General features: G+C 64.0%; 19 protein-coding genes. 9 read left to right on the top strand and 10 right to left on the bottom strand.

Features of this window, described 5'->3' with window-relative positions; all coding sequences use genetic code 11:
• Nucleotides 1-169 precede the first annotated feature (169 nt).
• From QQL24_RS03570 to QQL24_RS03560, 3 genes are all read left to right on the top strand, one after another.
• A complete protein-coding gene (locus QQL24_RS03570) occupies nt 170-2,707 on the top strand; it encodes an ABC transporter permease (protein WP_284310498.1) in 2,538 nt (845 codons plus the stop codon).
• 246 nt (nt 2,708-2,953) lie between these two features.
• Entirely contained in the window at nt 2,954-3,730 is a 777-nt protein-coding gene (locus tag QQL24_RS03565) for a Bax inhibitor-1/YccA family protein (RefSeq protein WP_284310497.1), read from the top strand.
• A 64-nt stretch (nt 3,731-3,794) separates the two neighbouring features.
• Nucleotides 3,795-4,319 carry a GNAT family N-acetyltransferase gene (locus QQL24_RS03560; RefSeq protein WP_284310496.1) on the top strand — a complete coding sequence of 175 codons (525 nt, stop codon included), beginning with the start codon at nt 3,795-3,797 and terminating at the stop codon, nt 4,317-4,319.
• A gap of 73 nt (nt 4,320-4,392) precedes the next feature.
• Here the strand turns inward: QQL24_RS03560 and QQL24_RS03555 are convergent, their stop codons facing one another.
• Genes QQL24_RS03555 through QQL24_RS03530 form a run of 6 tightly spaced genes read right to left on the bottom strand, consistent with a single transcriptional unit; the run spans nt 4,393 to nt 12,666 of the window.
• Nucleotides 4,393-6,012, bottom strand: coding sequence for an acetate--CoA ligase (locus QQL24_RS03555; RefSeq protein ID WP_284310495.1), 1,620 nt, complete (start codon nt 6,010-6,012; stop codon nt 4,393-4,395).
• Nucleotides 6,013-6,018: 6 nt separating this feature from the next.
• A complete protein-coding gene (locus tag QQL24_RS03550) occupies nt 6,019-6,600 on the bottom strand; it encodes a CAP domain-containing protein (protein WP_284310494.1) in 582 nt (193 codons plus the stop codon).
• 12 nt (nt 6,601-6,612) lie between these two features.
• Nucleotides 6,613-9,882, bottom strand: coding sequence for a DUF3772 domain-containing protein (locus QQL24_RS03545; RefSeq protein WP_284310493.1), 3,270 nt, complete (start codon nt 9,880-9,882; stop codon nt 6,613-6,615).
• A 60-nt stretch (nt 9,883-9,942) separates the two neighbouring features.
• Nucleotides 9,943-10,410, bottom strand: coding sequence for a GNAT family N-acetyltransferase (locus tag QQL24_RS03540; RefSeq protein WP_284310492.1), 468 nt, complete (start codon nt 10,408-10,410; stop codon nt 9,943-9,945).
• A 1-nt stretch (nt 10,411) separates the two neighbouring features.
• Complete coding sequence (kce, locus tag QQL24_RS03535) at nt 10,412-11,329, bottom strand: 3,5-dioxohexanoate:acetyl-CoA acetone transferase (protein WP_284310625.1); 918 nt, start codon at nt 11,327-11,329, stop codon at nt 10,412-10,414.
• On the bottom strand, nt 11,326-12,666 hold the full coding sequence (locus tag QQL24_RS03530) for an aspartate aminotransferase family protein (RefSeq protein ID WP_284310491.1): 1,341 nt from the start codon (nt 12,664-12,666) through the stop codon (nt 11,326-11,328). Before QQL24_RS03530 ends, kce begins: the two co-directional genes overlap by 4 nt.
• A 484-nt stretch (nt 12,667-13,150) precedes the next feature.
• Between QQL24_RS03530 and QQL24_RS03525 the strand changes: the two genes are divergently transcribed.
• The 3 genes from QQL24_RS03525 to QQL24_RS03515 are packed head-to-tail and all read left to right on the top strand — an operon-like array spanning nt 13,151 to nt 15,573.
• Nucleotides 13,151-14,059: a heparin lyase I family protein gene (locus QQL24_RS03525; RefSeq protein WP_284310490.1), complete on the top strand. Its 909-nt coding sequence runs from the start codon at nt 13,151-13,153 to the stop codon at nt 14,057-14,059.
• The gene (locus QQL24_RS03520) at nt 14,046-14,240 is read left to right on the top strand and encodes a hypothetical protein (RefSeq protein WP_284310489.1); all 195 of its coding nucleotides are present in this window, start codon (nt 14,046-14,048) and stop codon (nt 14,238-14,240) included. Before QQL24_RS03525 ends, QQL24_RS03520 begins: the two co-directional genes overlap by 14 nt.
• 31 nt (nt 14,241-14,271) lie before the next feature.
• On the top strand, nt 14,272-15,573 hold the full coding sequence (locus tag QQL24_RS03515) for a nicotinate phosphoribosyltransferase (RefSeq protein ID WP_284310488.1): 1,302 nt from the start codon (nt 14,272-14,274) through the stop codon (nt 15,571-15,573).
• A 233-nt stretch (nt 15,574-15,806) separates the two neighbouring features.
• Here the strand turns inward: QQL24_RS03515 and QQL24_RS03510 are convergent, their stop codons facing one another.
• Nucleotides 15,807-16,148, bottom strand: a complete 342-nt coding sequence (locus QQL24_RS03510) for a hypothetical protein (RefSeq protein WP_284310487.1) — start codon at nt 16,146-16,148, stop codon at nt 15,807-15,809.
• Between the two features lie 665 nt (nt 16,149-16,813).
• On the opposite strand from QQL24_RS03510, the gene QQL24_RS03505 reads away from it, so the two are divergent.
• The 3 genes from QQL24_RS03505 (at nt 16,814) to QQL24_RS03495 (ending at nt 18,958) form a co-directional block, all read left to right on the top strand.
• Nucleotides 16,814-17,860: an aldo/keto reductase gene (locus tag QQL24_RS03505; protein WP_284310486.1), complete on the top strand. Its 1,047-nt coding sequence runs from the start codon at nt 16,814-16,816 to the stop codon at nt 17,858-17,860.
• A gap of 215 nt (nt 17,861-18,075) precedes the next feature.
• Complete coding sequence (gene thpR / locus QQL24_RS03500; RefSeq protein WP_284310485.1) at nt 18,076-18,633, top strand: RNA 2',3'-cyclic phosphodiesterase; 558 nt, start codon at nt 18,076-18,078, stop codon at nt 18,631-18,633.
• Nucleotides 18,634-18,652: 19 nt separating this feature from the next.
• Nucleotides 18,653-18,958 (top strand): 4a-hydroxytetrahydrobiopterin dehydratase, encoded by a 306-nt coding sequence (locus tag QQL24_RS03495; protein WP_284310484.1) that lies wholly within the window; start codon nt 18,653-18,655, stop codon nt 18,956-18,958.
• Nucleotides 18,959-19,071: 113 nt separating this feature from the next.
• On the opposite strand, the gene QQL24_RS03490 is transcribed toward QQL24_RS03495, so the two are convergent.
• From QQL24_RS03490 to QQL24_RS03480, 3 genes are read right to left on the bottom strand one after another with little or no spacing between them, the layout of a single operon-like run.
• Nucleotides 19,072-19,887 (bottom strand): ABC transporter permease, encoded by an 816-nt coding sequence (locus QQL24_RS03490; protein ID WP_284310483.1) that lies wholly within the window; start codon nt 19,885-19,887, stop codon nt 19,072-19,074.
• Nucleotides 19,884-20,750 carry an ABC transporter permease gene (locus QQL24_RS03485; RefSeq protein ID WP_284310482.1) on the bottom strand — a complete coding sequence of 289 codons (867 nt, stop codon included), beginning with the start codon at nt 20,748-20,750 and terminating at the stop codon, nt 19,884-19,886. Before QQL24_RS03485 ends, QQL24_RS03490 begins: the two co-directional genes overlap by 4 nt.
• The gene (locus QQL24_RS03480; protein ID WP_284310481.1) at nt 20,750-21,874 is read right to left on the bottom strand and encodes an ABC transporter ATP-binding protein; all 1,125 of its coding nucleotides are present in this window, start codon (nt 21,872-21,874) and stop codon (nt 20,750-20,752) included. Before QQL24_RS03480 ends, QQL24_RS03485 begins: the two co-directional genes overlap by 1 nt.
• Nucleotides 21,875-22,101: the final 227 nt, after the last annotated feature.

Genomic DNA, 22,101 nt, shown 5'->3' with positions numbered 1-22,101 from the left:
CTTGAAACGATAACTGCGTAGACAAAGGCATGAACCTCGACGGTCGCGCCCTTTTCTGCAGCGAAAGCGTTTCCAAGAGCGGATCGTCCGACACTCACTTGAGTGTCGTAGGGACGTCCGCGCTCCCAGCGCCATCATTCGGCCTTCTCCGTCCTCTCATTGTGCGCGCATGACATCCTCCACCCTACCCCTCCCTTTGCGCTATGCCCTTCGCGAACTCCGCGCCGGCATAGGCGGCTTCGGCATCTTCCTCGCCTGCCTGGCGCTTGGCGTGATGGCGATTGCCGGCGTCAATGCCATCTCCAGCGCCCTGACCGACGGGCTGCGTACGCAGGGGCGGGTGATCAATGGCGGCGACATCGAGTTTTCGCTGATCGGGCGCGAGGCCGATCCGCAGGAGCTTGCCTTCCTCCGCGACCAGGGCCGTCTCTCGGTGATCGCCGGTACGCGCGCGATGGCCCGCACGGCCGATGGCCAGACGACGCTGGTCGAGATCAAGGCCGTAGACGGCCTCTATCCCCTCTTTGGCAGCGCGGCGCTTGCCGGCGGCAAGCCGCTCAGCGGGACCATCGGCGGTGAGGGCACGCAGGTCCGGGCGGTGGCCGACCCGACCCTCTTCGTCCGCCTCGGCCTGCAGCCCGGCGCCACCGTCACGCTCGGCGCCCTCACCGTGACGCTGGCCGACCGGCTCACCGGCGAGCCCGACAAGCTCGCCGGCGGCATCGGCCTCGGGCCACGCCTGACGATGACTCTCGACGCCTTCCGGGCGAGTGGGCTGATCCAGCCGGGCTCCCTGATCCGCTGGCGCTACCGCCTGGAGCTGCCGCCTGATGTCACGCCGGCGATGGTGAGCGCCAAGGCGCTGGCTGCCTTTCCCCAGGCGGGCTGGGAGATCCACACGCGCGACGATGCCTCGCCGGAACTGCGCCGCGGCATCGACCGCTTCACCATGTTCATCACCCTGGTCGGGCTCACGGCGCTGCTGGTGGGCGGGGTCGGCGTCGCCAACGCCGTGCGTGCCTTCGTCGAGCGCCAGCGCAACAGCATCGCCACCTTGAAGACGCTGGGCGCCGGCTCCAACCTAGTCACATCGATCTATCTCACCCAGACCATGCTGCTGGCCGTCTTCGGCATCATAATCGGCCTGGCGCTCGGCGCGGCGCTCCCCTTCATCCTCGCTTATGGCTTCGCCGATTACCTGCCGCTGCCGATCACCCCGGTGATCAATCCGGCGGGCCTGGCGCTGGCCGCTACCTATGGCATGCTGACCGCCCTGGCCTTCTCGCTGCTGCCGCTCGGCCGGGCCCGCGAGATCGGCGTCTCTGCCCTTTTCCGCGACGCCATCGCGCCCAGCCGCCGCTGGCCCGAGCCAATGTTCCTGCTATTGGCGGCGCTGCCGGTGCTGGCGCTCGTCGCCCTCGCCGTCGTCTTCGCCACCGACAGGAAGGTGGCGCTGGTCTATGTCGGTGCGGCACTCGGCGCTTTCATCCTGCTTCGGGTGGTTGCGAGCCTCTTGATGGCGCTCGCCCGCCGCCTGCCACGGGCGCATAACACGCCGCTGCGCCTTGCCATCACCAATATCCACCGACCGGGCGCGGCGACGCCCTCCGTAGTGCTCTCGCTCGGCCTTGGCCTCTGCCTGCTGGTGGCGCTCACACTGATCGACGCCAATATCCGCCATCAGCTCTCCGCCGCCATCCCCGACAAGGCACCGAGCTTCTTCTTCGTCGACATCCGCCACACCGACGCTCCGCGCTTCGAGGCCTTCCTCGAGAAGGCGGCGCCCGAGGCCAGCATCGAACGCGTGCCGATGCTGCGCGGGCGCATTGTCAGCGTGAACGGCGCGCCGGTGGAGCAGGTCAAGCCGCCGCCGGATGTCGCCTGGGTGCTGAGCGGGGATCGCGGCGTCACCTTTGCCGACAAGATACCGGAAGGCTCGCGTGTGGTTGACGGCCAGTGGTGGAACCCCGACTACACCGGTCCGCCCCTGGTCTCGCTCGAACAGGATATCGCCCGCGGCCTCGGCCTCAAGGTCGGCGATCCCCTCGTGGTGAACGTGCTTGGCCGCAACATCACGGCCATGGTGGGCGCGCTGCGCAAGCTCGAATGGCAGAGCTTCGGCATCAATTTCGTGCTGGTCTATTCGCCCAACACCTTCAAGGGCGCGCCGGTCACCGACATCGCCACCCTAACCTATCCCCATGGCGCCAGCGATGCCACCGAACTCGCGCTGCTCAAGCGAGTCGCCGACGCCTTCCCCGCGATCACCACCGTGCGCATCAAGGATGCCCTGCAGAGCCTCGCCGAGCTTGCTGGCCAGCTTGCCATGGCGATCCGCGTCGCCGCCTCGATCGCCCTCATCGCCTCGATCCTGGTGCTGGCGGGGGCGCTCGCCGCCGGGCAGAACAGCCGGCTCTACGATGCCGTCATCCTCAAGGTGCTGGGGGCGACGCGCGGCAAGATCCTCTTCGCCTTCGTGCTGGAATATGGCCTGCTTGGCCTCGCCACCGCGATCTTCGGCGTGATTGCCGGCACGGCCTGTGCGTGGCTGATCGTGACCTACCTGATGAATTTCACCTTCACCTTCCTGCCTGTGCCGGCCCTGACGGCCGCTTTCGGGGCGCTCGCGCTGACGATCCTGTTTGGCCTGGCGGGGACATGGCGTATACTGCGGCAGAAGCCGGCGGCGCATTTGAAGAGTCTGTAATGTCCGCTCTTGAAACGATGACTTTTAGGGGTGAGTGCAACGGGATGATCTATCTCGCCCCTAAAAAGCCGGTACTTCGTTGCGGGTCGCGCGCTTTCGTGCAGCGTTATCGCTTCAAGAGCGGACAAGATGTCCGCGCTCCCAGGTTCAAAACAACATTGCGCGCAATTCACTTCACTGTTTTGGTGGGACACACTACATAAGGTCCAGCTTTCTGCGGCACGTGCCGCACTTTTGGAGAGTCCGATGTCCTTCAATGATCCTCGCTATTCGGCCGGCACCGTCTCCGACGCGCGCGCCGGAGCACCGGCGATCGACCAGGGCCTGCGCGCCTTCATGCTCGCGGTCTACAATCACATGACCCTCGGCGTGGCCATCACCGGCCTGGTCGCGATCGGCGCCTATCTGGCGTCCGGCGTCGAGGTCAACGAGATGGGCAAGATCGTAGCCCTCAACTCGTTTGGCCTGCTGCTGTTCAACACGCCCCTGAAGTGGGTCATCGCCTTCGCGCCGCTCGGCATGGTGTTCTGGATGAACATCGGCACGCAGGGCCGCTCGGTTCAGATGACGCGCGTCCTTTTCTACGTGTTTTCCGCGTTGATGGGCCTGTCGCTGTCGACCCTGTTCCTGGTCTATACCCATGGCTCGATCGCCCGCGTCTTCTTCGTCTCGGCGGCCAGCTTCGGTGCGCTCAGCCTCTATGGCTACACCACCAGGCGTGACCTGTCGGCGTTCGGTTCGTTCCTGATCATGGGTCTGGTTGGCCTGCTTCTCGCGAGCCTGGTGAGCCTGTTCTTCCCCTCGAGCATGCTGACCTTCCTGATCACCGTCGCCGGCGTCGGCATCTTCGCGGGCCTCACCGCCTACGACACCCAGATGCTGAAGTCGCTCTATGCCGAGAATGCCCGTAGCTTCAGCCGCGATGAGGGCGAGAAGCTCGCCGTGCATGGCGCGCTGACGCTCTATCTCGACTTCATCAACCTCTTCATCATGCTGCTGCGCCTCCTGGGCGACCGCCGCTAAAGCAAAATGCGAAAGCATTCTGCTATTCCTGGCGGTTCAATCTGAAAGTGGAACGCGCTGATCGATGCAGGAACTGACGATCGCGCCGGTCGAGCGGGGTGATATCCCCTCGATCGGCGGCATTTACCGGGAGGCGGTGCGGCACGGCACCGCCTCTTTCGAGTTGGACCCGCCCGATGACGAGGAAATGGCGCGCCGCGCCGATATCCTCCTCACCGGCGGGTTTCCTTATTTCGTGGCCCGGCGTGGCGGACACCTCCTCGGCTATGCCTATGCCGGCCCCTACCGTCCCCGCCCGGCCTATCGCTTCACCTTGGAAGATTCGGTTTATGTCGACCCGGCCGCCCACGGCCAGGGCATCGGCAGTTTGCTGCTCGCCCGCCTGATTGCGGAGAGCGAGCGGCTGGGCTTCCGCCAGATGATCGCCGTGATCGGCGACAGCGCCAACCAAGGCTCCATCGCCCTCCACCGCCGCCTGGGCTTCTGTCTGACGGGCGTGTTCGAGTCGGTCGGTTGGAAACACGGCCGCTGGCTGGATTCTGTGCTGATGCAACGGGAGTTGGGCAGAGGGGCGAGCGAGCCGACGTAATCAGGCGCAACGGGTTGATACGCTCCTGGGACCGCAGGCGTCCCGACCGTTGGCGCAAACTGGGCGCACCCGCTCAGTCTCCCTCCCGCAACGCCCTGCGGATGATCTTCCCCGACGAGGTCATCGGCAGCGCCTCCGCATAGGCGATCACCCGCGGATATTCATGCGCCGAGAGCCGCTCGCGCACGAAGAGCTGCACGTCCCTGGTCAGCTCTGCCGAGGGCGAAAAGCCCGGCTTCAGTACCAGGAAGGCCTTGACGATCTCGGTACGCAGCGTATCGGCCGCGCCGATCACCGCCGCCATGGCGACGGCCGGATGGCGCATCAGGCAATCCTCGATCTCGCCGGGGCCGATGCGGTAGCCGGCCGAGGTGATGATGTCGTCGCTGCGGCCGATAAAGTCGAGATAGCCGTCCTCGTCGCGCCGCGCCTTGTCGCCGGTGAGGAGCCAGCCCTTGCGGAACTTGGCGGCCGTGGCCTTCTCATTGCGCCAATAATGGAGGAACATCACCGGATCGGGCGCCTTCACGACGATTTCACCGATCTCGCCGGGCGCACATGTCAGGCCCTCCTCGTCCTGGACCTCGACCTCATGCCCCGGCACGGACTTGCCGATAGCGCCGGGCCTGCTAATGCCGGCCTGGAAGCTTGAGCCCAGCACCAAATTGCACTCGGTCTGGCCATAGAGTTCGTTGACGGGAAAGCCGAAGGCCTCCCGCGCCCATTCATAGGTGCCCGGCCCCAGCGTCTCGCCGGCCGACATGATGCTGCGCAGATGCGTCCTGTAAGCCTCGCCCGGCCGATGCGCCGCCTGCAGCATGCGCAGGGCCGTCGGCGGCAGGAAGGCGTTGCGCACCTTGAGGTCCCGAAGGAGCGCGAGCACCTCGTCCACCGAGAACTTGGCATGCAGGCCGGCCACCACCGGCACGCCCAGCGCCAGGCTCGGCAGCAGCACGTTGAGCAAGCCGCCGGCCCAGGCCCAGTCCGCCGGCGTCCACATCACGTCGTCCGCCTGTCCGAGGCCAGGATGGGCGAAACGGAGGCCGGGGATATGGCCTGGCACCACGCGGTGGCCATGCACAGCGCCCTTGGGCTGGCCGGTAGTACCGGAGGTATAGATCATCATGGCCGGATCGCCGGGCGTGGAGGCGACCGGCGTGAGTTCGCCCTGTGCCCCGGCGACCAGGCTTTCGAAATCGAGCGCGCCGCCGCCGGCGCCGTCGACGCTGATCAGCGTCTCGAGATCGGGCAGGTCGGTCTCGATCTGCCCGAGCTTGGCAAGGCCCCCCTCGTCAAGCAGCACCACCTTGGCGCCGGAATCCCGCAGGCGGTAGGCCAGCGCATCCGGCCCGAACAGCACGGCCAGCGGCAGCGAGATGGCGCCGAGCTTGGCGGTGGCGAGATGGGCGATCACCACGGCGGGGGACTGCGGCAGGAGGATCGCCACCCGGTCGCCCTTGCCGACGCCGAGGCTTTTCAGTGCTAGGGCGAAGCGGTCGGAGGCTTCGCGCAGCGTGCCATAGCTGATGCGCTCGCTGCCGCCGCCCGGCAGGCGGCGCAGGATGGCCGTGCGATCAGGCTCGCGCTTGGCCCAGACGTCGCAGACATCAGCACCGATATTGTAGCGCGCCGGCAGGTCCCAGTGGAACTCGCGGCGCAGCGTGGCGTAGTCCTTGAAAAGGGGTGCAGCCATCCAGACTCAGTTCCCGAACAGGCCGCCGAGGACGCCGGTATCCGGCTGCCGGCGGGCCACCCGCACCGTCGGACCCTCGCCGAAGATCGGCGTCTCATTCGCGGCCGGCGGATCGCCTGCGACAACCATGGCCCAGTAGACCGTGCCGCCCGACTGAGCGATGGCGATACCGAAACGCGTGGCGCGCGGCAGCAGCAGATTGGCATTGTGGCCGGGGGAATTCTGCCACAGCCGCATCGCGTCGGGAACGTTGCGGGGGCCGTAGGAGACATTCTCGCCGGCGCCGTACAGGTTCGCGGACCGGACACGATCGGAGAAGCTGCCGCCGACCGAATGGGAAAGCTCGTTATGCGCCGCCATGGCATTGGCCTGCGCCTGGGCGAAGGCGTTGAGGCGCCCATCCAGAGCCACGTCCGGCAGGCCCTTGCTGGCGCGATATCGCGCTAGCCAGTCGCGTGCTGCCGAGGCACTGAAGGAGACCGGTCCGCGGGCATAGGAGCCCTTAAGGGGCCCCTGGATCACGGTGCCGCCGCAACTGCCGAACCCAAGGCAGAGCGCCGCTGCCAATACCGCTTTGAAATATGACATGGTGATCTCCAATCAGGGCGCGCCGGTCGAGGAGGATGCGGCGGGCGGCGTGGAAGCTGCCGCCGGTGTCGATGCAGGCGCCTCGGTCTTCTCCGCAAGCAATCTGGCGATCGCGGCGGACTGCAATTGCTCGTCGAAATGCACGACGACGGGAGCGGCCTCGGCCGCGCCCTGTGCCAGCAGGCGGATATTCTTGGCCCGGAAGGTCTTCAGGATGCGGGTCAGCAGGTCGCTCCTCACGGCGGGATGGGTTTCCATGCTGGCGATCATGCATTCCAGCTGGAATTCGAGGCCCGTGTCGATCTTGGCCAGATAGACGCGGGGCGCCGGGCTAGGCAGAATGCGCGGATCGTCCTCCGCCGCACCGAGCATGGCCGCCTTGACGGCATCGAGATCGCTTTCGTAGGCGAGCGTGAGCACGATGCGCAAGCGGCTCCAGGTATTGCCGTACACCCAGTTCTTCACCGAGCCGGTGATCAGCGTGGAATTGGGGATGATCAGCGTGGCGCGCTCGAAGGTCTCGATCTCGGTGGCGCGCACGCTGATGCGGCGGACGTAGCCCTCCTCGCCGCCGGCGGCGATGATGTCGCCCACCCGGATCGGGCGCTCGGCCAGCAGGATCAGGCCGGAGACGAAGTTGTTGACGATGGCCTGCAAGCCGAGACCGAGACCGACGGATAGGCCGGCGGCAACGACACCGATGTTCTGCCAGGCAACGCCAACCTCGGACAGGCCGACCGAGATGGCAATTATGAAGCCGACATAGCCGATGATGGTGGCGATGGAATTCTGCAAGCCGGAATCGAAGGTGGTGCGCGGCAGCAGGGTGTTGCGCATCCAGCCATTGATCAGGCGTGTCAGTGCCCAGATCACGACAAAAAGGATGACGCCAGCCAGGATCGAGGAGGGCGCGATCGTCATCCCACCGACCTGGAAGCCGAAATAGGCCCGCTGCATCATCGGCCACAGGTCGCCCGAATAGAAGCCGAACGGGATACCCAATGTCAGCACGGCGGCGATCAGCATGAAGAAACGCATGACGCCCGAAAGCAGTGTCGCGCTGAAGGCCACGTTCTTCGAGGTGATGCCGATCGCCGCGCCGATGGCTCGTCGTCGGTCGGCATCCGCCAGCAGATTGTCGGTGAGGGATGAATCGACCAGCGTGGTCAACAGGTAAGTCGCGGCAATGATGCAGAGCAGCATCAGCGGCAGGCCGGCCACGGCCAGCGCCAGGATGTTGTAGCCCAGCACCAGGCAGACCGCCATGATCAGCACGGCAACCCAGCTCAAGGGACGCAGGATATCGAGCGTGTTGATATCCTCGTCCGGCGGAACGGGCTGTCCGTCGACCAGGGTCGGCGGTGCGCTGCGCAGCCGGATCAGCAGCGAAGCCGTGATGATGATGAAGAGCATCGCCGTGATGCCGGCGCGCGCCTGGATCAGGGAGGCGTTGCCGTCCAGCGAGGAGCGGGGCACCATCGACTTGATGATGCCGTCGAGCAGGACCGAAACGCCGAGCACCAGCGCGAGCCAGCTCATGCGACGCCCGATGCGACGCACCGCCCAGTCGCTGAGGGGCAGCATGCGCAGTTCGGCATGCTCCTTGGCGAGGATGGCGCGCGACAGTGCCCACAGCCCGACGCCGATCAGGCTGGCACGGATGAAATCCCAACCGACGTGTTCGATCACATCGCTCGGCAACAGATTGGAAAGATCGAAGGCGAGCACGGCGACGATGACGGCGCAGGGCAGGCCGAGCATGGTGTGAACGAGAGCGAGCACTGCGTCGAGCGAGGCGATGTAGCGCCGCGACGTCTTCTTTTTCTTGGGTAGCCGCGCCCGCCAGCGCGTGATGCGAAAGCGCAGGAACTGTGCCACCACATAGCCGATCGCCACGGCCAGCAGGAAAATCGCAATCGAGGTCGAATTGACACGGTGGGAGAAAAAGTCCATCGACCGGGTCGCCGTGTCACCGACCTTGTCGAAGGTATCGGGCAGGCTGGCGATGACCGGTTTCCAGAAGGCAGCCGTGAAGATGCTCTCCACGCGCCCGAAAAGCTGTCCGGTGATCAGCTCGCGTTGATGCTCGATGAGAGAGCTGGCGAGATCGTCCGCTCTGTTGCTCTGGGTCTGCGCACTGTTGACGACGTTCTGCAGAGCGGTGAGAAGCGAGCTTTCCTTGTCCCTCGTCGTCGCTGCGTCCCAACCCTCCGGGGGGTCTCCCGGCTTGAGGTCGGCGGGCATCCGCGCCTTGGACTGATCGCGCAGCGGAGTGACGGTCGACAGCACCGAAGCGAGATCGGCGCGCACCTTGTCGACCTTGCTGCGCTCGTCGATCAAGGTCTGTTGCACCTGACCGGCAACCGTGACGCCGCTCAAGGCACCGATGCTTGCCTCTGTTTCGTCGAGGGTCCTTCGGTCTACGGCGACCGCCGCCTCGAAAGACCGCGTCGTGATGGCGTTGATGGCGGTGTTGACCTGCCTGATCAAGGCCTGCGTATCCGTCAGGAGAGTTCCCAACTGATCCAGCTGCCCCTGGGCGGCATCGCGCGCACTGGCGACATCCTTGCTTTCGGGAGGCTCCGTCGCCTTGGGTTTCGGGCCGAGCTTGTCGAGGCTCGCCCTGGCCGCCTCCCGAAGCTGGGCCACGTTCGCGACCAGGCTGACGAGATCGGCCCGGATCTTGTCGACACTCGGACGCAGGGCCTGGACCTTCTGCTGGAGCGACTCGTCGTCATCCTTGATCTCGGCCAGATGCGCGGCGACATCGCCCAGCGCCTTGCGGTTCTGCGCCAGCGTCTGTTGCAGGGGCATGATGGCGAAGGAACCCGCCAGGGCATCGGCCTGCGAAATCTGCTGGCGGACACCGGTGAGAAGCTCGGCAAGTTGCTGATTGAGCGCCTGCTCCTTCTGGCGGGAATCAGCCTTGTCCTTGGCCTCCTGCGGATCGGAGGGTTTGGGCATCGGTCCGAGCTGGTCGATATTCGCCTGGGAGGCTTTCCGCGCCTGCTTGACGCTGTCTTCAAGCGCGCCGAGATCCTTGCGTGTCTTGTCGAGACTGTCCTTCAGGGTCTGCAGGGCCTCGACCGTGGTGGCATCGTCCCCCTTCAGGCCCTGCAGGCTCTGGGCGATGTCATCCAGCGCCTTGCTGTCCTGTGTGAGCTCCTTCTGGAACTCGGCCACGGTGGCGTCAGTCGCCTGCGCCCACGCCGAAGCCGGCGGGGCGAGCGCGACGGCGAGCAAGATCAACAGGGCAACAAGGCGAGAAGCAAAACGAAGCATGGCGCGAAACTAGAGGTTGATGCGGCCAGATGGAAGCCCTTGCTAGGAGCGCGGACGTCCCTACCCCGCCAGCGCCCTTAACCCCGGCTCGTCGAGCACCATGAAGCGCTCGTGATCGAGCGGCCGAAAGCCGTAACGCTCGTAGAAGCGCCTCCCTCCTTCATTGCCCTCGCTGATGTCGAGCCGCATGAAGCGGGCGCCCTTCGCGGCGCCCTGGCGGGCAGCTTCCGCCATCAGCTTGATGCCGATGCCGTCATTGCGCCATTGCGGCTTGACGAAGAGATCGACGACGAAGACGCCATTGGCGCCGCGCCAGGTGGAGTAGGTATCCTGGTGCACGAGATAGCCGGCGAGCGTACCGTCCGGCGCCTCCGCCACCAGGAGCGAGATCGTCGGCCGCGACCCGAAGGCTTCGACACGCAGTCCTTCGGCGGTGGTGCCGGCGGTGACGCCGAACAAAGCGGCGAAGTCAACCACCATATCGACGACCGCCTCGCAATCCTCGGGCCTGGCCGGACGGATCCGCATCTCAGCGCGGCTTGATGCCGATGATGGCGCGCGCCTCGTCCGGCGTCGCGACGGCGAGGCCCAATTCTTCCAGGATGGTGCGGATCTTGGTGACCTGCTGGGCATTGGAGGTGGCAAGCTCGCCCTTGCCGATCCACAGATTGTCTTCGAGACCCACCCTTACATTGCCGCCCATGATGGCCGCCATGGTGCCGAGCGCTATCTGGTTGCGGCCAGCCGCCAGCATCGACCATTCGTAATCCTTGCCGAACAGCTTGTCGGCGGTGCGGCGCATATCGACCACGCTGTCGGGATTGGCGCCGATGCCGCCGAGAATGCCGAGCACGGTCTGCACGAAGAGCGGCGGCGTCACCAGCTTGCGGTCGAGGAAATGGGCCAACGTGTAGAGATGGCCGACATCGTAGCATTCGAACTCGAAGCGTGTGCCGAGCGGACCCATTGTCGTAAGGATATGTTCGATATCGGCCAGCGTGTTCTTGAACATGCCGCTGCGCGTGGCCTCGAGGAAGGGCACCTCCCAATCATGCTTCCACTCGCGCGGGCGGGAGAGCATCGGGTAGAGGCCGAAATTCATGGTGCCGAGATTGAGCGAGCACATTTCGGGCCTGAGCGTCGAGGGCCCCTTGAGGCGTTCCTCGATGGTCATGCGGGCCGAACCGCCGGTGGTGATGTTGACGATGGCGTTGGTGGCCTGGCGGATGCGCGGCACGAACTGCTCGAACACCGCGACATCAGGCGTCGGCGCGCCCGTCTGCGGGTCGCGGGCATGGAGATGCAGGATGGCCGCGCCGGCCTCGGCGGCGGCCAGCGCCGATTCGGCAATCTCGTCCGGCGTCACCGGCAGATACGGCGACATCGACGGGGTATGGATGGATCCGGTGACGGCGCAGGAAATAATGACTTTGTCGACCAATGCTATGCTCCAATATCGGTAAGGGCCTGGCGCAGAGATTTGGCGAAGCGCGCGGCGATTTCATCAAGTTCACTGTCGGTGGCGTTGTAGGGCGGCGACAGGATCACTGTGTCGCCCTTGATGCCGTCCACGTTCCCGCCCGAGGGATAGCAGATCAGGCCATTGGCCAGGGCACGCGAGCGGATCTTGAGATAGAGGGCTTTGTCGGCCGCAAACGGCTCCTTGCTGCCGCGGTCCTGCACGATCTCGATGCCGGTGAAGAAGCCGCGGCCGCGGATATCGCCGATATGGGGAATTCCGGCGAGAGCGTCGGCCAGTGTCTGCTTGAACGCTTCGCCCTTCACGCGCACGCGCTCGACCAGCCCCTCGCGCTCGACGATGCGCTGCACGGCGACGCCGGCAGCGCAAGCCGCGGTATGGCCGGTGAAGGTGTGGCCGGTCTGCGGGCCGCCATCGACGGCCTGGATCGGCCCGGCGACTTTGTCGGAATAGATGGCGGCGCCGAGCGGCAGATAGCCCCCGGCGAGGCCCTTGGCCACCGTCATGATGTCGGGGAAGACGCCATCATGGTCCAGCGCCCGCCAGGTGCCGCAGCGCCCGGCGCCGCACATCACCTCGTCGGCGATCATGAGCACGCCATGACGGTCGCAGATTTCGCGCACGCGCTTTGCATAGCCTGGCGGTGCCGGCACCACGCCGCCGGCGGCGCCCACCACCGGCTCGAATACGAAGGCGGCCACGGTCTGCGGCCCCATCTCCAGGATCTTGTCCTCGAGCTCCTGCGCGCAATGGCGCCCGGCATCCTCGGGCGCGACACCGGCGGGCGGGCGGTAGACATTGGCGGGCGACAGGCGCGGCACCTCGACCAGTGCGCCCTCGAAGGACAGGCGGCGCTCGCGAAAGCCGGAGAGAGCAAGAGCGCCGAGTGTGTTGCCATGCCAGGAGCGCTCGCGCGAGATGAAACGGTGGCGACTCATCTCGCCCCGGCAGGCATGGTATTGCAGCGCCAGCTTGAGGGCGGATTCCACCGCCTCCGAGCCGCCGCAGACGAACACCATCTGCTTCAGCGTGCCGCCGCAGAGCCGGCCGATGCGTTCGGTCAGCTCCTCCAGCGGATCGGAGGTGAAATTGTAGCGATAGCCGTGGGCGATGCGGTCGAGCTGGTCCTTGATCGCCTGGTTGACCTCTTCATTGCCATGGCCGAGGCAATAGACGGCAGGCCCGCCCGAGCCATCGAGATAGCGCTTGCCATCAACATCGGTAAGGGCAAGCCCCTTGCCCCAGGCGATCTTCGGCAAACGCGCCGCCGCGACCGACGTCGACTCCGCTACGCCCACACTCATTCGTTCCTCCCACCCGGGTTTTATGGAAGGCTGGAGAGGGGAGCGTCAAGGAACATGCTCCCGGACGGCAACCCGGGGCTCCGAACTCGGGTTATTAAGCGGCGGGGAACGTCATTCCGGGCGCCCGTATCCTCACAAGCTTCGCTTGTGAGTGGAGACCCGGAATCCATGAACACTGTCTTGTGAGGGTTGTGTTCATGGATTCCGGCGTGTCGCTGCGCTCCAGCCGGAATGACGAACCGGTCCGCCCCCACTCTTGTTAGCCCGAGTTCAGAGCCCTAACGGCAACGGGATCGCATTGTGCTCCGCGCTAGGCTGATGCATGTTGCAGCGAATCAGGAAAAGAAGCGCGCTGAAGTGCTCCATCGGCCAAAGCGTTTTGCGATCCGCTGGAATCGTCAAGAATCGCAAAAACGCGTCGAAACAAAGAGTTAGAGAAAAATAGCGTTTCCGGCCAAACGCATTTTGCTCTAGGGAGCATGACGTGTTCATTCGGCAGATCGCCATTCTGGCGATGGTGGGTTGCAGTTTTTCCGGCTTGGCGCGGGCCCAGGATGTTCGGGACGATTTTACCGGCAGCACGCTCGATCCCGCCAACTGGTTTCAATGCGACCGGCCCGAGAATCACTTCGACATCGAGACCGTGCCGGGCCAGGGCTTTCGCGCCGCGGTTGCCACGGTCGCTCCCCGCAACGACGTGGCGGCGCAGACTTTCCTCAACAGCCATCAAGCATGCCTCAACGGCCCGCCGCCCTTCACGCCGGAGGCCGATGATGAACGGGCCGAGCTATGGGAGGCGGACGACCTCGCCCTCCGGCTCGGCACGGAGGTCCGCTACGAGTTCGCCATGCTGATCGACCCCGGGATCAGCGACCGCTCGCCGCGCTTCGTCAGCGGGCAGTGGAAGCAGGGAGGCCGCTCACCGTTCCTGGCCCAGCGCTTCGACGGCCATGCCTTCACCGTCACCATCCAGCAGGACAATCGCTCCGCCGATGCCGCCCTGCGGCCGGAATGCCGGATCGTCGCCGCGGCGGACAGCGTCTCGCCAAAAGTGCCGGGAAGCTCCTTTTCCCACAGCGACCAGCCGCATGGCAGCACGGGGATAACCTGCGATTCCGATGTGAAGGTCACCACCTACGGCCCGCTTCCCAGTCCGTTCGGCCGGTGGGTCACCATGGGCTTTCACCTCAAGGATGTGGGCACGGACCGCGCCCTCATCGAGATCTCGGCGGATGGCAAACCCATCGCCAAGGTCACGGGCCGGATCGGCTATACGGATGCCAGCGGCTCGGCCATGCAATATTTCAAATTCGGCCCCTACCGCGACCGGGAGACCGGGGTCAATTTTGCCAAGCTGGCCCGTTTCCGGCGCATGACGGATGATCCGAAGTGATTTTGTCGGCAACAACAACGGCAGCGACGCTATTCCGACCCCTGTGGCCCTTGATCTTGCCTGTGGTTGCACGCATGTTCCCCAGCTTCGTGCTGAGGCGCTTTGCGATTTGGCGGAATTCGGCAAAAATCGCGAGGACGCGTCGAGAAAAGAGCCAGAACAAGACAGCGTTTCCGTTTGAACGCGCTTTGCTCCGGGGTTTGTAGGGTTCCATGAATATCGATATCGCCAAGCGGGTCTATGATCGGACCTGGAAGCTCGACCCGATCGTCCGCAGCCTCCTGGACACGGATTTCTACAAACTCCTGATGCTGCAGCCCATCCATGCCCGCCATGAGAATGTGCGCACCACCTTCACCGTGATCAACCGCACCAAGTCGATCAACCTGGCCGAGGTGATCGACGAGAGGGAGCTGCGCGACCAGCTCGACCATGCCCGCACGCTGCGCTTCGGCAAGCGCGAGCTGATCTGGCTGCGCGGCAACACCTTCTATGGCAAGCAGCAGATCTTCCGCCCCGAATTCCTCGACTGGCTTACCGATTTCAGCCTGCCGGACTACGATCTGCGCATCGAGAATGGCGACTATGTGCTGGAGTTCGATGCGCCCTGGAGCCAGGCCACCATGTGGGAGGTGCCGGCGCTCGCCATTATCAACGAATTGAAGTCGCGCGCCGCCACCCGCTCGATGGGCCGCTTCGAGCTCGACATCCTCTATGCCCGCGCCAAGGCCAAGCTCTGGGACAAGATCGAGCGGCTGAAGAAGCTCGAGAACCTGCGCATCTCCGATTTCGGCACCCGCCGCCGCCACTCCTTCCTGTGGCAGAGCTGGTGCGTGGAGGCGATGAAGGAGGGTCTCGACAAGGCCTTCGTCGGCACCTCCAACGTGCTGCTCGCCATGAACAACGACCTGGAATCGATCGGCACCAACGCCCATGAGCTGCCGATGGTCTATGCGGCGCTGTGCGAGGAGGACGCGGCCTTGCGCGAGTCACCCTACAAGGTGCTGGAGATGTGGCGCGACTTCTATGACGGCAACCTCCTGATCGTGCTGCCCGACACCTTCGGCACCGCCGCCTTCCTCGACCGCGCCCCCGACTGGGTGGCCGACTGGACCGGCATGCGCCCGGATTCCAAGCCGATCCAGCAAGCGGGCGAGGAGATCATCGACTGGTACAAGGCACGCGGGCGCAACCCCAAGGATAAGCTGATCATCTTCTCCGACGGGCTCGACATCGATTCGATCGAGACGGCCCACAAGAGCTTCAACGGCCGCATGCGCCCCTCCTATGGCTGGGGCACCAACCTCACCAACGACTTCCGCGGCTGCGGCTCGCAGCCGATCCCGCTGCTCGACCCGATCTCGCTGGTGTGCAAGATCACCGCGGTGAACGGCAAGCCGGCGGTGAAACTCTCCGACAACCTCGCCAAGGCCACCGGCGGCAAGCCGGCGATCGAGCGCTATCTGAAGGTGTTCGGGGAAGAAGGGCGGGGAATGCAGGAGGTGCAGGTTTGAGGGGCGGCTCTTTCCCTCTGGCGGCCAGCTATTGTCTTGTAATCCGATGACGGTTAGGGCCTCAGCGAGTTTACCAAAAAAATGCAATGATGCAGATCCTTGATAGCAATTCCAATTGTGACCGAAAGCCGTTTGCCGCCCCCGAGGGACCCGGCAGTCGCCGAGCCCTCCTTTAATGCCGACCTAGCAAGGGAACTGTCTGCTTTCGCCAAGGGGCCCTTGGCGAGGGACCGCTACTGATTGGTGCCACTGGCCCATACGGGGTCTCTCGGCCAATAGATCACTAGATTCCCATCATTTTGCAGGATCAGATACGATCCTGGCTTGCCATTCGTGCCCGAAGCCCAGGCCGCCGTGTTATTCTCATGGTAAAGTACAAAATTGCCGTCGCCCTGCATGATTGCATGGTGCGTATCTTGGCCATTGGTTCCAGTCGCCCATAAGGCACGATGATCCTGGGTACGGTAAAGAACTAGATTGCCGTCTGTTTGAAGAATAAGGGTAAACCGTCCATCGTTGGAATTAAGACTCTGGTTCGTGAACAAACTTTGTCCTGGATTCAGCATATTGCTCATGGCTCGCTCCAATTTGTCAACATTGTTCACTTCTTGATGCAGAGAAGTCAGGTTTTCATGCGAAGAAAAACGTAAAACAGACCTATTTATGTGCTTATTTAATTATTTTTCCGCACAGTGTTTTTATGAATATTGTCGCCTATTACGCTTTACCATACAAGCTTCGCAGCAACAGATAAAAGATAACAATCCAGACGTGACTCCGGTGTGAATAAGTTAATACGGAATTATATGAAGCCATTATTTTTAAATACATGAACGTTTGTACCAGTTTATTTTAACCTTCATTGTCAATATAATAAGAATAATAACTTTGTCGAATGAGCAAAAAGAAATATTGCGCTCAATATTCATGATTAAACTTAAAATTATGTTGAGATTAAATACCAATAACCTTAAAAATTAGATCGGAGATCGTTGACCCAGAGCCTGTGAAGAGCCAGTGTTGCTTCACCAGTCCCAGCTTCTCGGGCCCAAATTTGCGGCCACACTTCCTTCGTTGCATTTACGCCCTTCAGTTCCGCAAGCCCTGCGGCCAGAATTGCTGCGCTCACAGGCACGGAGCTAAGGGAAGAAAGATGCCTTCGATCCCGGGAGAAGTTCTTGCCAGAAACCCCATCGATAGGCCAAACAGATCACCTCTTTTGATCGGACAATTCCTTTCCATGAAATTTCATAAGCTGGGCCGCACCGGCCAGGACGTCTCCGTCATTTGCCTGGGCACCATGACGTGGGGCGACCAGAATAGTGAGGCCGAAGGCTTCGAACAGATGGATTATGCCCTCGAACAGGGCATCAATTTCTTCGACACCGCCGAGATGTATTCGGTGCCGCCCAAGGCTGAGACCACCGGCTCGACCGAGCGCATCATCGGTGCGTGGTTCAAGGCCCGCGGCACCCGTTCGAAGGTGGTCCTGGCCTCCAAGGTCGCCGGCGCGAGCACGTTCACTTGGCTGCGCGACAGCAAGGAGCCGACGCGGCTCAACCGCGCCCATATGACCGAAGCGCTCGACAAGAGCCTGAAGCGGCTCCAGACCGATTATATCGATCTCTACCAGATCCACTGGCCCGAGCGCCCGGTGAGCTGGGGCTCCAACCCCACCGCGTTCCAGGTCCATCCCCAGAGCGAGACCACGACGATCGCCGAGCAGCTCGACGTGCTCGACGGTTTCGTCAAGGCGGGCAAGGTGCGCTGGCTGGGCCTGTCCAACGAGAGCCCCTGGGGCGCGATGAGCTTCCTGAAGGAGAGCGAGGTCCGTGGCCGTGCGCGCATGCAGTCGATCCAGAACGCCTATTCGCTGGTGAACCGCACCTTCGAGACGGGCCTCGGCGAGATCGCCATGCGCGAGCAGCTCGGCCTGCTCGCCTATTCGCCGCTGGCGCAGGGATACCTGACGGGCAAATATCGCCATGGCGCCCTGCCCGCCGGCTCGCGCAAGGCACTCTACAACCGCCTGCAGCGCTATGAGAAGCCCGGCGCCGATGTCGCCTTCGAGGCCTATCTCGACCTCGCCCGGGAATATGGCCTGGATCCCGCCCATCTCGCCCTCGCCTTCGTCAACACGCGGCCCTTCCTCACCGCCAACATCATCGGCGCCTCGACAATGGCGCAGCTCAAGACGGCGATCTCCTCGATCAATGTCGCCTTGCCGAGCGACCTCGAGGCGCGCATCGATGCGATCCACCAGCTACATATGAACCCGGCGCCGTGATGGGAGCGTTCCGGGTGCACGGGCATCCTGCCCGTTCTTGAAACGTCGTGCTTGCGGTGAAGAAAGAACGGGCAGGATGCCCGTGCACCCGGGATAGTCCGCGCCCCCCAGTTTTTCCGCAGGTTTTTTCGCACCCACAACGCTTTGTGCTTTCCCCAACGCAGAAAACCTCTCTAGGATTGCCGTGTTGACGTTAGCCATACGGCGTTTATCCCATGCCGCGTCTCTTCACCGCCCTGGAAGTTCCCCCCATCATCGGCATGCGATTGTCCACGTTGCGCGGCGGTTTGCCGGGCGCACGCTGGATCGATGTCGAGAATTATCACATCACCCTGTCCTTCATCGGCGACATCGATGACCGCCTGGCCCGCGATGTCGCCGAGGCGCTGGACGGCGTGCGCCGGCCGGAAGTCGAAGTGCAGATCGACGGCGTCGACGCCTTTGGCGGCGCCAGGCCCAAATCGGTCTATGCCAGGGTGCTGCCTTCAACGCCGCTGATGGAGCTGCAGGCCTCGCAGGAGCGCCTGCTCCGGCGTTTGGGCGTGCCCATCGAAAACCGGCAATACACGCCCCATGTCACCCTGGCGCGGCTGCGCAGCGAGGCCACGGCCCGCCTGACGGCCGATTGGCTGGCCCTGCGCGGTGGCGGGCGCCTGTCCTTTACGGCAGGACGCTTCGTGCTCTACTCCTCGCGCGATTCGGTCGGCGGTGGCCCCTATATCGTCGAGGAGGCCTATGACCTGCAGCGGCGCGAGGCGGCTGTCTCACGATAGGACGAGATAGGAGGACGCAATGTCCCATCCCCGGCTTACCGAGAATGAACGCCACACCGCCCTGGTCGAGCTTTCCGGTTGGGCATTGACGCCCGGGCGCGAGGCGATCCGGCGCGTCTTCACCTTCCGCAACTTCAACGAAGCCTTCGGCTTCATGACGCGGGCGGCTTTGGTGGCGGAGAAGCTGAACCACCATCCCGAATGGTCCAATGTCTACAAGACGGTGGACGTGACGCTGGCCACGCATGACGCCGACGGGCTGACGGAGCTCGACGTCAAGCTGGCCAGGAGCATGGACAAGATCGCCGCCAGCATGGGGGTGTAGGCACGGCGCCCGGAAGCGCTCCTGGGACCGCAGGCGTCTCGCCTGCTCTTGGAAACGGTTCGTCCACTGGATAGGAAGAAGCAGGCGAGACGCCTGCGCTCCCAGGAGGGCCCCTACCCGCCAGCCCTCTCCTGCCCCGCCCTCCTCCTCAAATACCGCCGCCGCGCCTCATATCCAGTCAGCCCCGCCAGCACGATCCCGATCAGGATCAACGCCAGCGCATTGATCGAGGGATCGATGCCGGTGCGGGTGCGCGAATAGATATAGGTGGTGAGCGTGTGCGAGCCGCCGGCCGTGAACAGCGTCACATTGAAATTCTCGACCGATTGGAAGAAGCCGAGCAGCGCCGCGGCGATCAGGGCCGGACGCAGATGCGGGATCAGCACGCGCCGGATCACCCGGACATGCGAGGCGCCGAGGTCGAGCGCCGCCTCCTGCAGAGCGGGATCGAAGCTCTGCAGCCGCGCCAGCACCAGCAGCATGGCGTAGGAGGCGATGAAGGAGACCTGGCCGAGCACGGAGAGGTGCAGGCCGGCGCCGATCCCGAACTCGCTCCAGAACAGGAAAGTGGCGATGCCGATCACCGCGCCCGGCATCAGGATCGGCGCGATCATCAGCCCGTAGAGCGGCGCGCGGAAGCGCGGGTGGATGCCATTGACGAGAATGGCGCCGGCCGCCCCGATCGGCACGGCGAGCGCCACGACGACGAGCGCCACCACCAGCGTGTGGAGCGCGGCGGCCCACAATTTTGCATCGGCGAAGAGCACTTCGAACCAGTGCCCCGTGAAGCCCTTCCAGGGGATGATGGCGGGGAAGGCCGAATCGTTGAGCGCGGCGCCGCCCATCACCACCAGCGGCAGCAGCAGGAAGGCGAAGAACACCAGCGCATAGAGGCTGGCGCGGTTGCGGCCGGGATAAAGCGGTTTCATCGGCCGAAATCCGCCAGCCGCACGCGGAACAGCCCGAGCAAAGCGGCAACGAAGCCCAGGCAGAGCACGAGCAGCAGGAAGGCATAGGCCGAGCCGGTATGCCAGTCCTGGCTCTCGAAGAACCATTGCTGGATCACCTGGGTGAACCAGCGCGAATTCGGCGATTCCAGGAGGTTCGGCACCAGGATGGAGCCCGCCGAGAGCATGAACACCATCACGCAGCCGGCGGCAATGCCGGAATTGGCGTGGGGGATGACGATGCGCCGGTGCATCTGCCAGCGCGAGGCCCCGAGATCGCGCGCCGCCTCGATCTGGTGGGCATCGAGCGACTGGATCGACGAGTAGACCGGCAGCAGCATGAACAAGATGTAGGTGTAGACGAGGCCGACGGCGATGCCGTTATAGCCGGACAGCCAGCGGACCTCGAGGCCGGTGAAGCTGTTCAGCACCCCCTTGTAGTCGAGGATGACCTTCCAGGCGAAAGTCCTGAGCAATTCGCTCACCAGCAGCGGCACGAGCGCCAGCATGAAGAGCGTAGCCGCGGCCTTGGCCGAAATGGTCTTGGCCATGAAATAGGCCACCGGATAGGAGGCCGCAAGGCACACCGCCGTCACCAGGCAGGAGACCAGCACGGTGATCAGGAAGACCTTGATGTGAATCCAGCTCACAAAGAAGGTGGCATAATTGGCGAGCGTGTAGCCGTCCCTGGGTCCGCCGATATCCGCCACCGGCAGGAAGGGCCGCAGCGAATAATTGACCATGATGATCTCGGGCAGCACAACCAGGATCAGCAGCCAGAACGCCGTCAGCGCGAGGAGGACGGCGGTGAGGCCCTTGCCGTAGCGTTGGATCAGGCGCTGCATCAGCCATGCACTCCCAGGGAAGACGCCCCCTTTGGCGCGTCATGCAGGATCACGCTGCGGTCGGCCGGGAAGTTGAAGTAGAGCCGCTCACCGGGCCGCGGCAGCAGTGTGCCCGGATCATTGTGCATCTGCACCATGCCGATGCCCTGGCGTGCATCCATGGTGTGCACGTGCACGACGCTGCCCTCGAAGGTGACTTCCAGCACCTCCACCGGGATCGAGTTGAACCCGGCATTGGGCGCCGCCTCCAGGCGTATGTGCTCTGGCCTCACATAGAGCTTGGCCTCGTCATGGTTGGCCACGCCAGGGCCTGGCCTTGCAATGAAGATGCCCTGCTGGGTGCGGAACTTCGCCAATTTGGAACCATCTCGGCCGTTGCTGAGCCCGGTGACGACCCCCGGCAGCACATTGTTCTCGCCCACGAAGGAGGCGACGAAGCCGTTGGCCGGGCTGTTGTAGATCTCGGCCGGCGTGCCGACCTGCTGGAGCCGGCCCTGCGACATCACGCCGATGCGGTCGGACATGGCGAGCGCCTCGCCCTGGTCATGCGTGATGTAGATGAAGGTGACGTTGGTGCGCCGCTGGATGGCACGCAACTGGCTGCGCAATTGCAGGCGCAGCTTGAGGTCGAGGGCGGAGAGCGGCTCGTCGAGCAGCATGACCTTGGGCTCGACCGCGAGCGCCCGGGCGATCGCCACGCGCTGGCGCTGGCCACCCGACATCTGGCTGACGCGCTTGTCGCCGGCGCCGGGCAGGTCGACCAGACGCAGCAGTTCCTCCGCCCGCGCCCGTCGCTCGGCCCTGGGCACGCCGCGCACCTCCAGGCCGAAGGCGATGTTCTCCCACACCGGCATCAGCGGAAACAGCGCGAGGTTCTGGAAGATCAGGGCTGTCGGCCGCAGGTTCGGCCCGATATCCGCCATGTCCTTGCCGCCGATGCGGATGGCGCCCGAGGTCGGCTCGGTGAAGCCGGAGATCATGCGCAGGATGGTGGTCTTGCCGCAGCCCGAGGGACCGAGAAACGAAAAGAACTCGCCGGCCTTGATGGCGACATCGACATTGTCGACGGCCCGGAAGGCACCGAAATCCATGCTGACATTGGAGAGCTGGACGTCTTCACTCATGGGCGCCTTGTAATCCCCAATATTGCAATGTTGCGCAGCCCCTCACCTCTATCCTCTCCCCGCAAGCGGGGCGAGGGGGCACAAGCGGCTCGCTCCATTCACAAACGTTTCATCCCGCCCAACCGTTGTGCGAGATGTGCCCTTCGCTAAACAAGATGCGCCCCCGAAGTCCCCTCGCCCCGCTTGCGGGGAGAGGATAGAGGTGAGGGGCAGCACCAACCTCGGAA

Source organism: Labrys miyagiensis, assembly GCF_030160835.1.
Taxonomy (GTDB): domain Bacteria; phylum Pseudomonadota; class Alphaproteobacteria; order Rhizobiales; family Labraceae; genus Labrys; species Labrys miyagiensis.
Note: the sequence above shows the minus strand (reverse complement) of the source record. Positions and strands in the feature narration are given on the sequence as shown.

Bases quoted from the DNA above. Each gene is read 5' to 3' on its own strand.
- QQL24_RS03570 (WP_284310498.1), top strand. From the start codon at position 170: ATGACATCCTCCACCCTACCCCTCCCTTTGCGCTATGCCCTTCGCGAA.
- QQL24_RS03565 (WP_284310497.1), top strand. From the start codon at position 2,954: ATGTCCTTCAATGATCCTCGCTATTCGGCCGGCACCGTCTCCGACGCG.
- QQL24_RS03560 (WP_284310496.1), top strand. From the start codon at position 3,795: ATGCAGGAACTGACGATCGCGCCGGTCGAGCGGGGTGATATCCCCTCG.
- QQL24_RS03555 (WP_284310495.1), bottom strand. From the start codon at position 6,012: ATGGCTGCACCCCTTTTCAAGGACTACGCCACGCTGCGCCGCGAGTTC.
- QQL24_RS03550 (WP_284310494.1), bottom strand. From the start codon at position 6,600: ATGTCATATTTCAAAGCGGTATTGGCAGCGGCGCTCTGCCTTGGGTTC.
- QQL24_RS03545 (WP_284310493.1), bottom strand. From the start codon at position 9,882: ATGCTTCGTTTTGCTTCTCGCCTTGTTGCCCTGTTGATCTTGCTCGCC.
- QQL24_RS03540 (WP_284310492.1), bottom strand. From the start codon at position 10,410: ATGCGGATCCGTCCGGCCAGGCCCGAGGATTGCGAGGCGGTCGTCGAT.
- QQL24_RS03530 (WP_284310491.1), bottom strand. From the start codon at position 12,666: ATGAGTGTGGGCGTAGCGGAGTCGACGTCGGTCGCGGCGGCGCGTTTG.
- QQL24_RS03520 (WP_284310489.1), top strand. From the start codon at position 14,046: ATGATCCGAAGTGATTTTGTCGGCAACAACAACGGCAGCGACGCTATT.
- QQL24_RS03515 (WP_284310488.1), top strand. From the start codon at position 14,272: ATGAATATCGATATCGCCAAGCGGGTCTATGATCGGACCTGGAAGCTC.
- QQL24_RS03510 (WP_284310487.1), bottom strand. From the start codon at position 16,148: ATGAGCAATATGCTGAATCCAGGACAAAGTTTGTTCACGAACCAGAGT.
- QQL24_RS03505 (WP_284310486.1), top strand. From the start codon at position 16,814: ATGAAATTTCATAAGCTGGGCCGCACCGGCCAGGACGTCTCCGTCATT.
- thpR (WP_284310485.1), top strand. From the start codon at position 18,076: ATGCCGCGTCTCTTCACCGCCCTGGAAGTTCCCCCCATCATCGGCATG.
- QQL24_RS03495 (WP_284310484.1), top strand. From the start codon at position 18,653: ATGTCCCATCCCCGGCTTACCGAGAATGAACGCCACACCGCCCTGGTC.
- QQL24_RS03490 (WP_284310483.1), bottom strand. From the start codon at position 19,887: ATGAAACCGCTTTATCCCGGCCGCAACCGCGCCAGCCTCTATGCGCTG.
- QQL24_RS03485 (WP_284310482.1), bottom strand. From the start codon at position 20,750: ATGCAGCGCCTGATCCAACGCTACGGCAAGGGCCTCACCGCCGTCCTC.
- QQL24_RS03480 (WP_284310481.1), bottom strand. From the start codon at position 21,874: ATGAGTGAAGACGTCCAGCTCTCCAATGTCAGCATGGATTTCGGTGCC.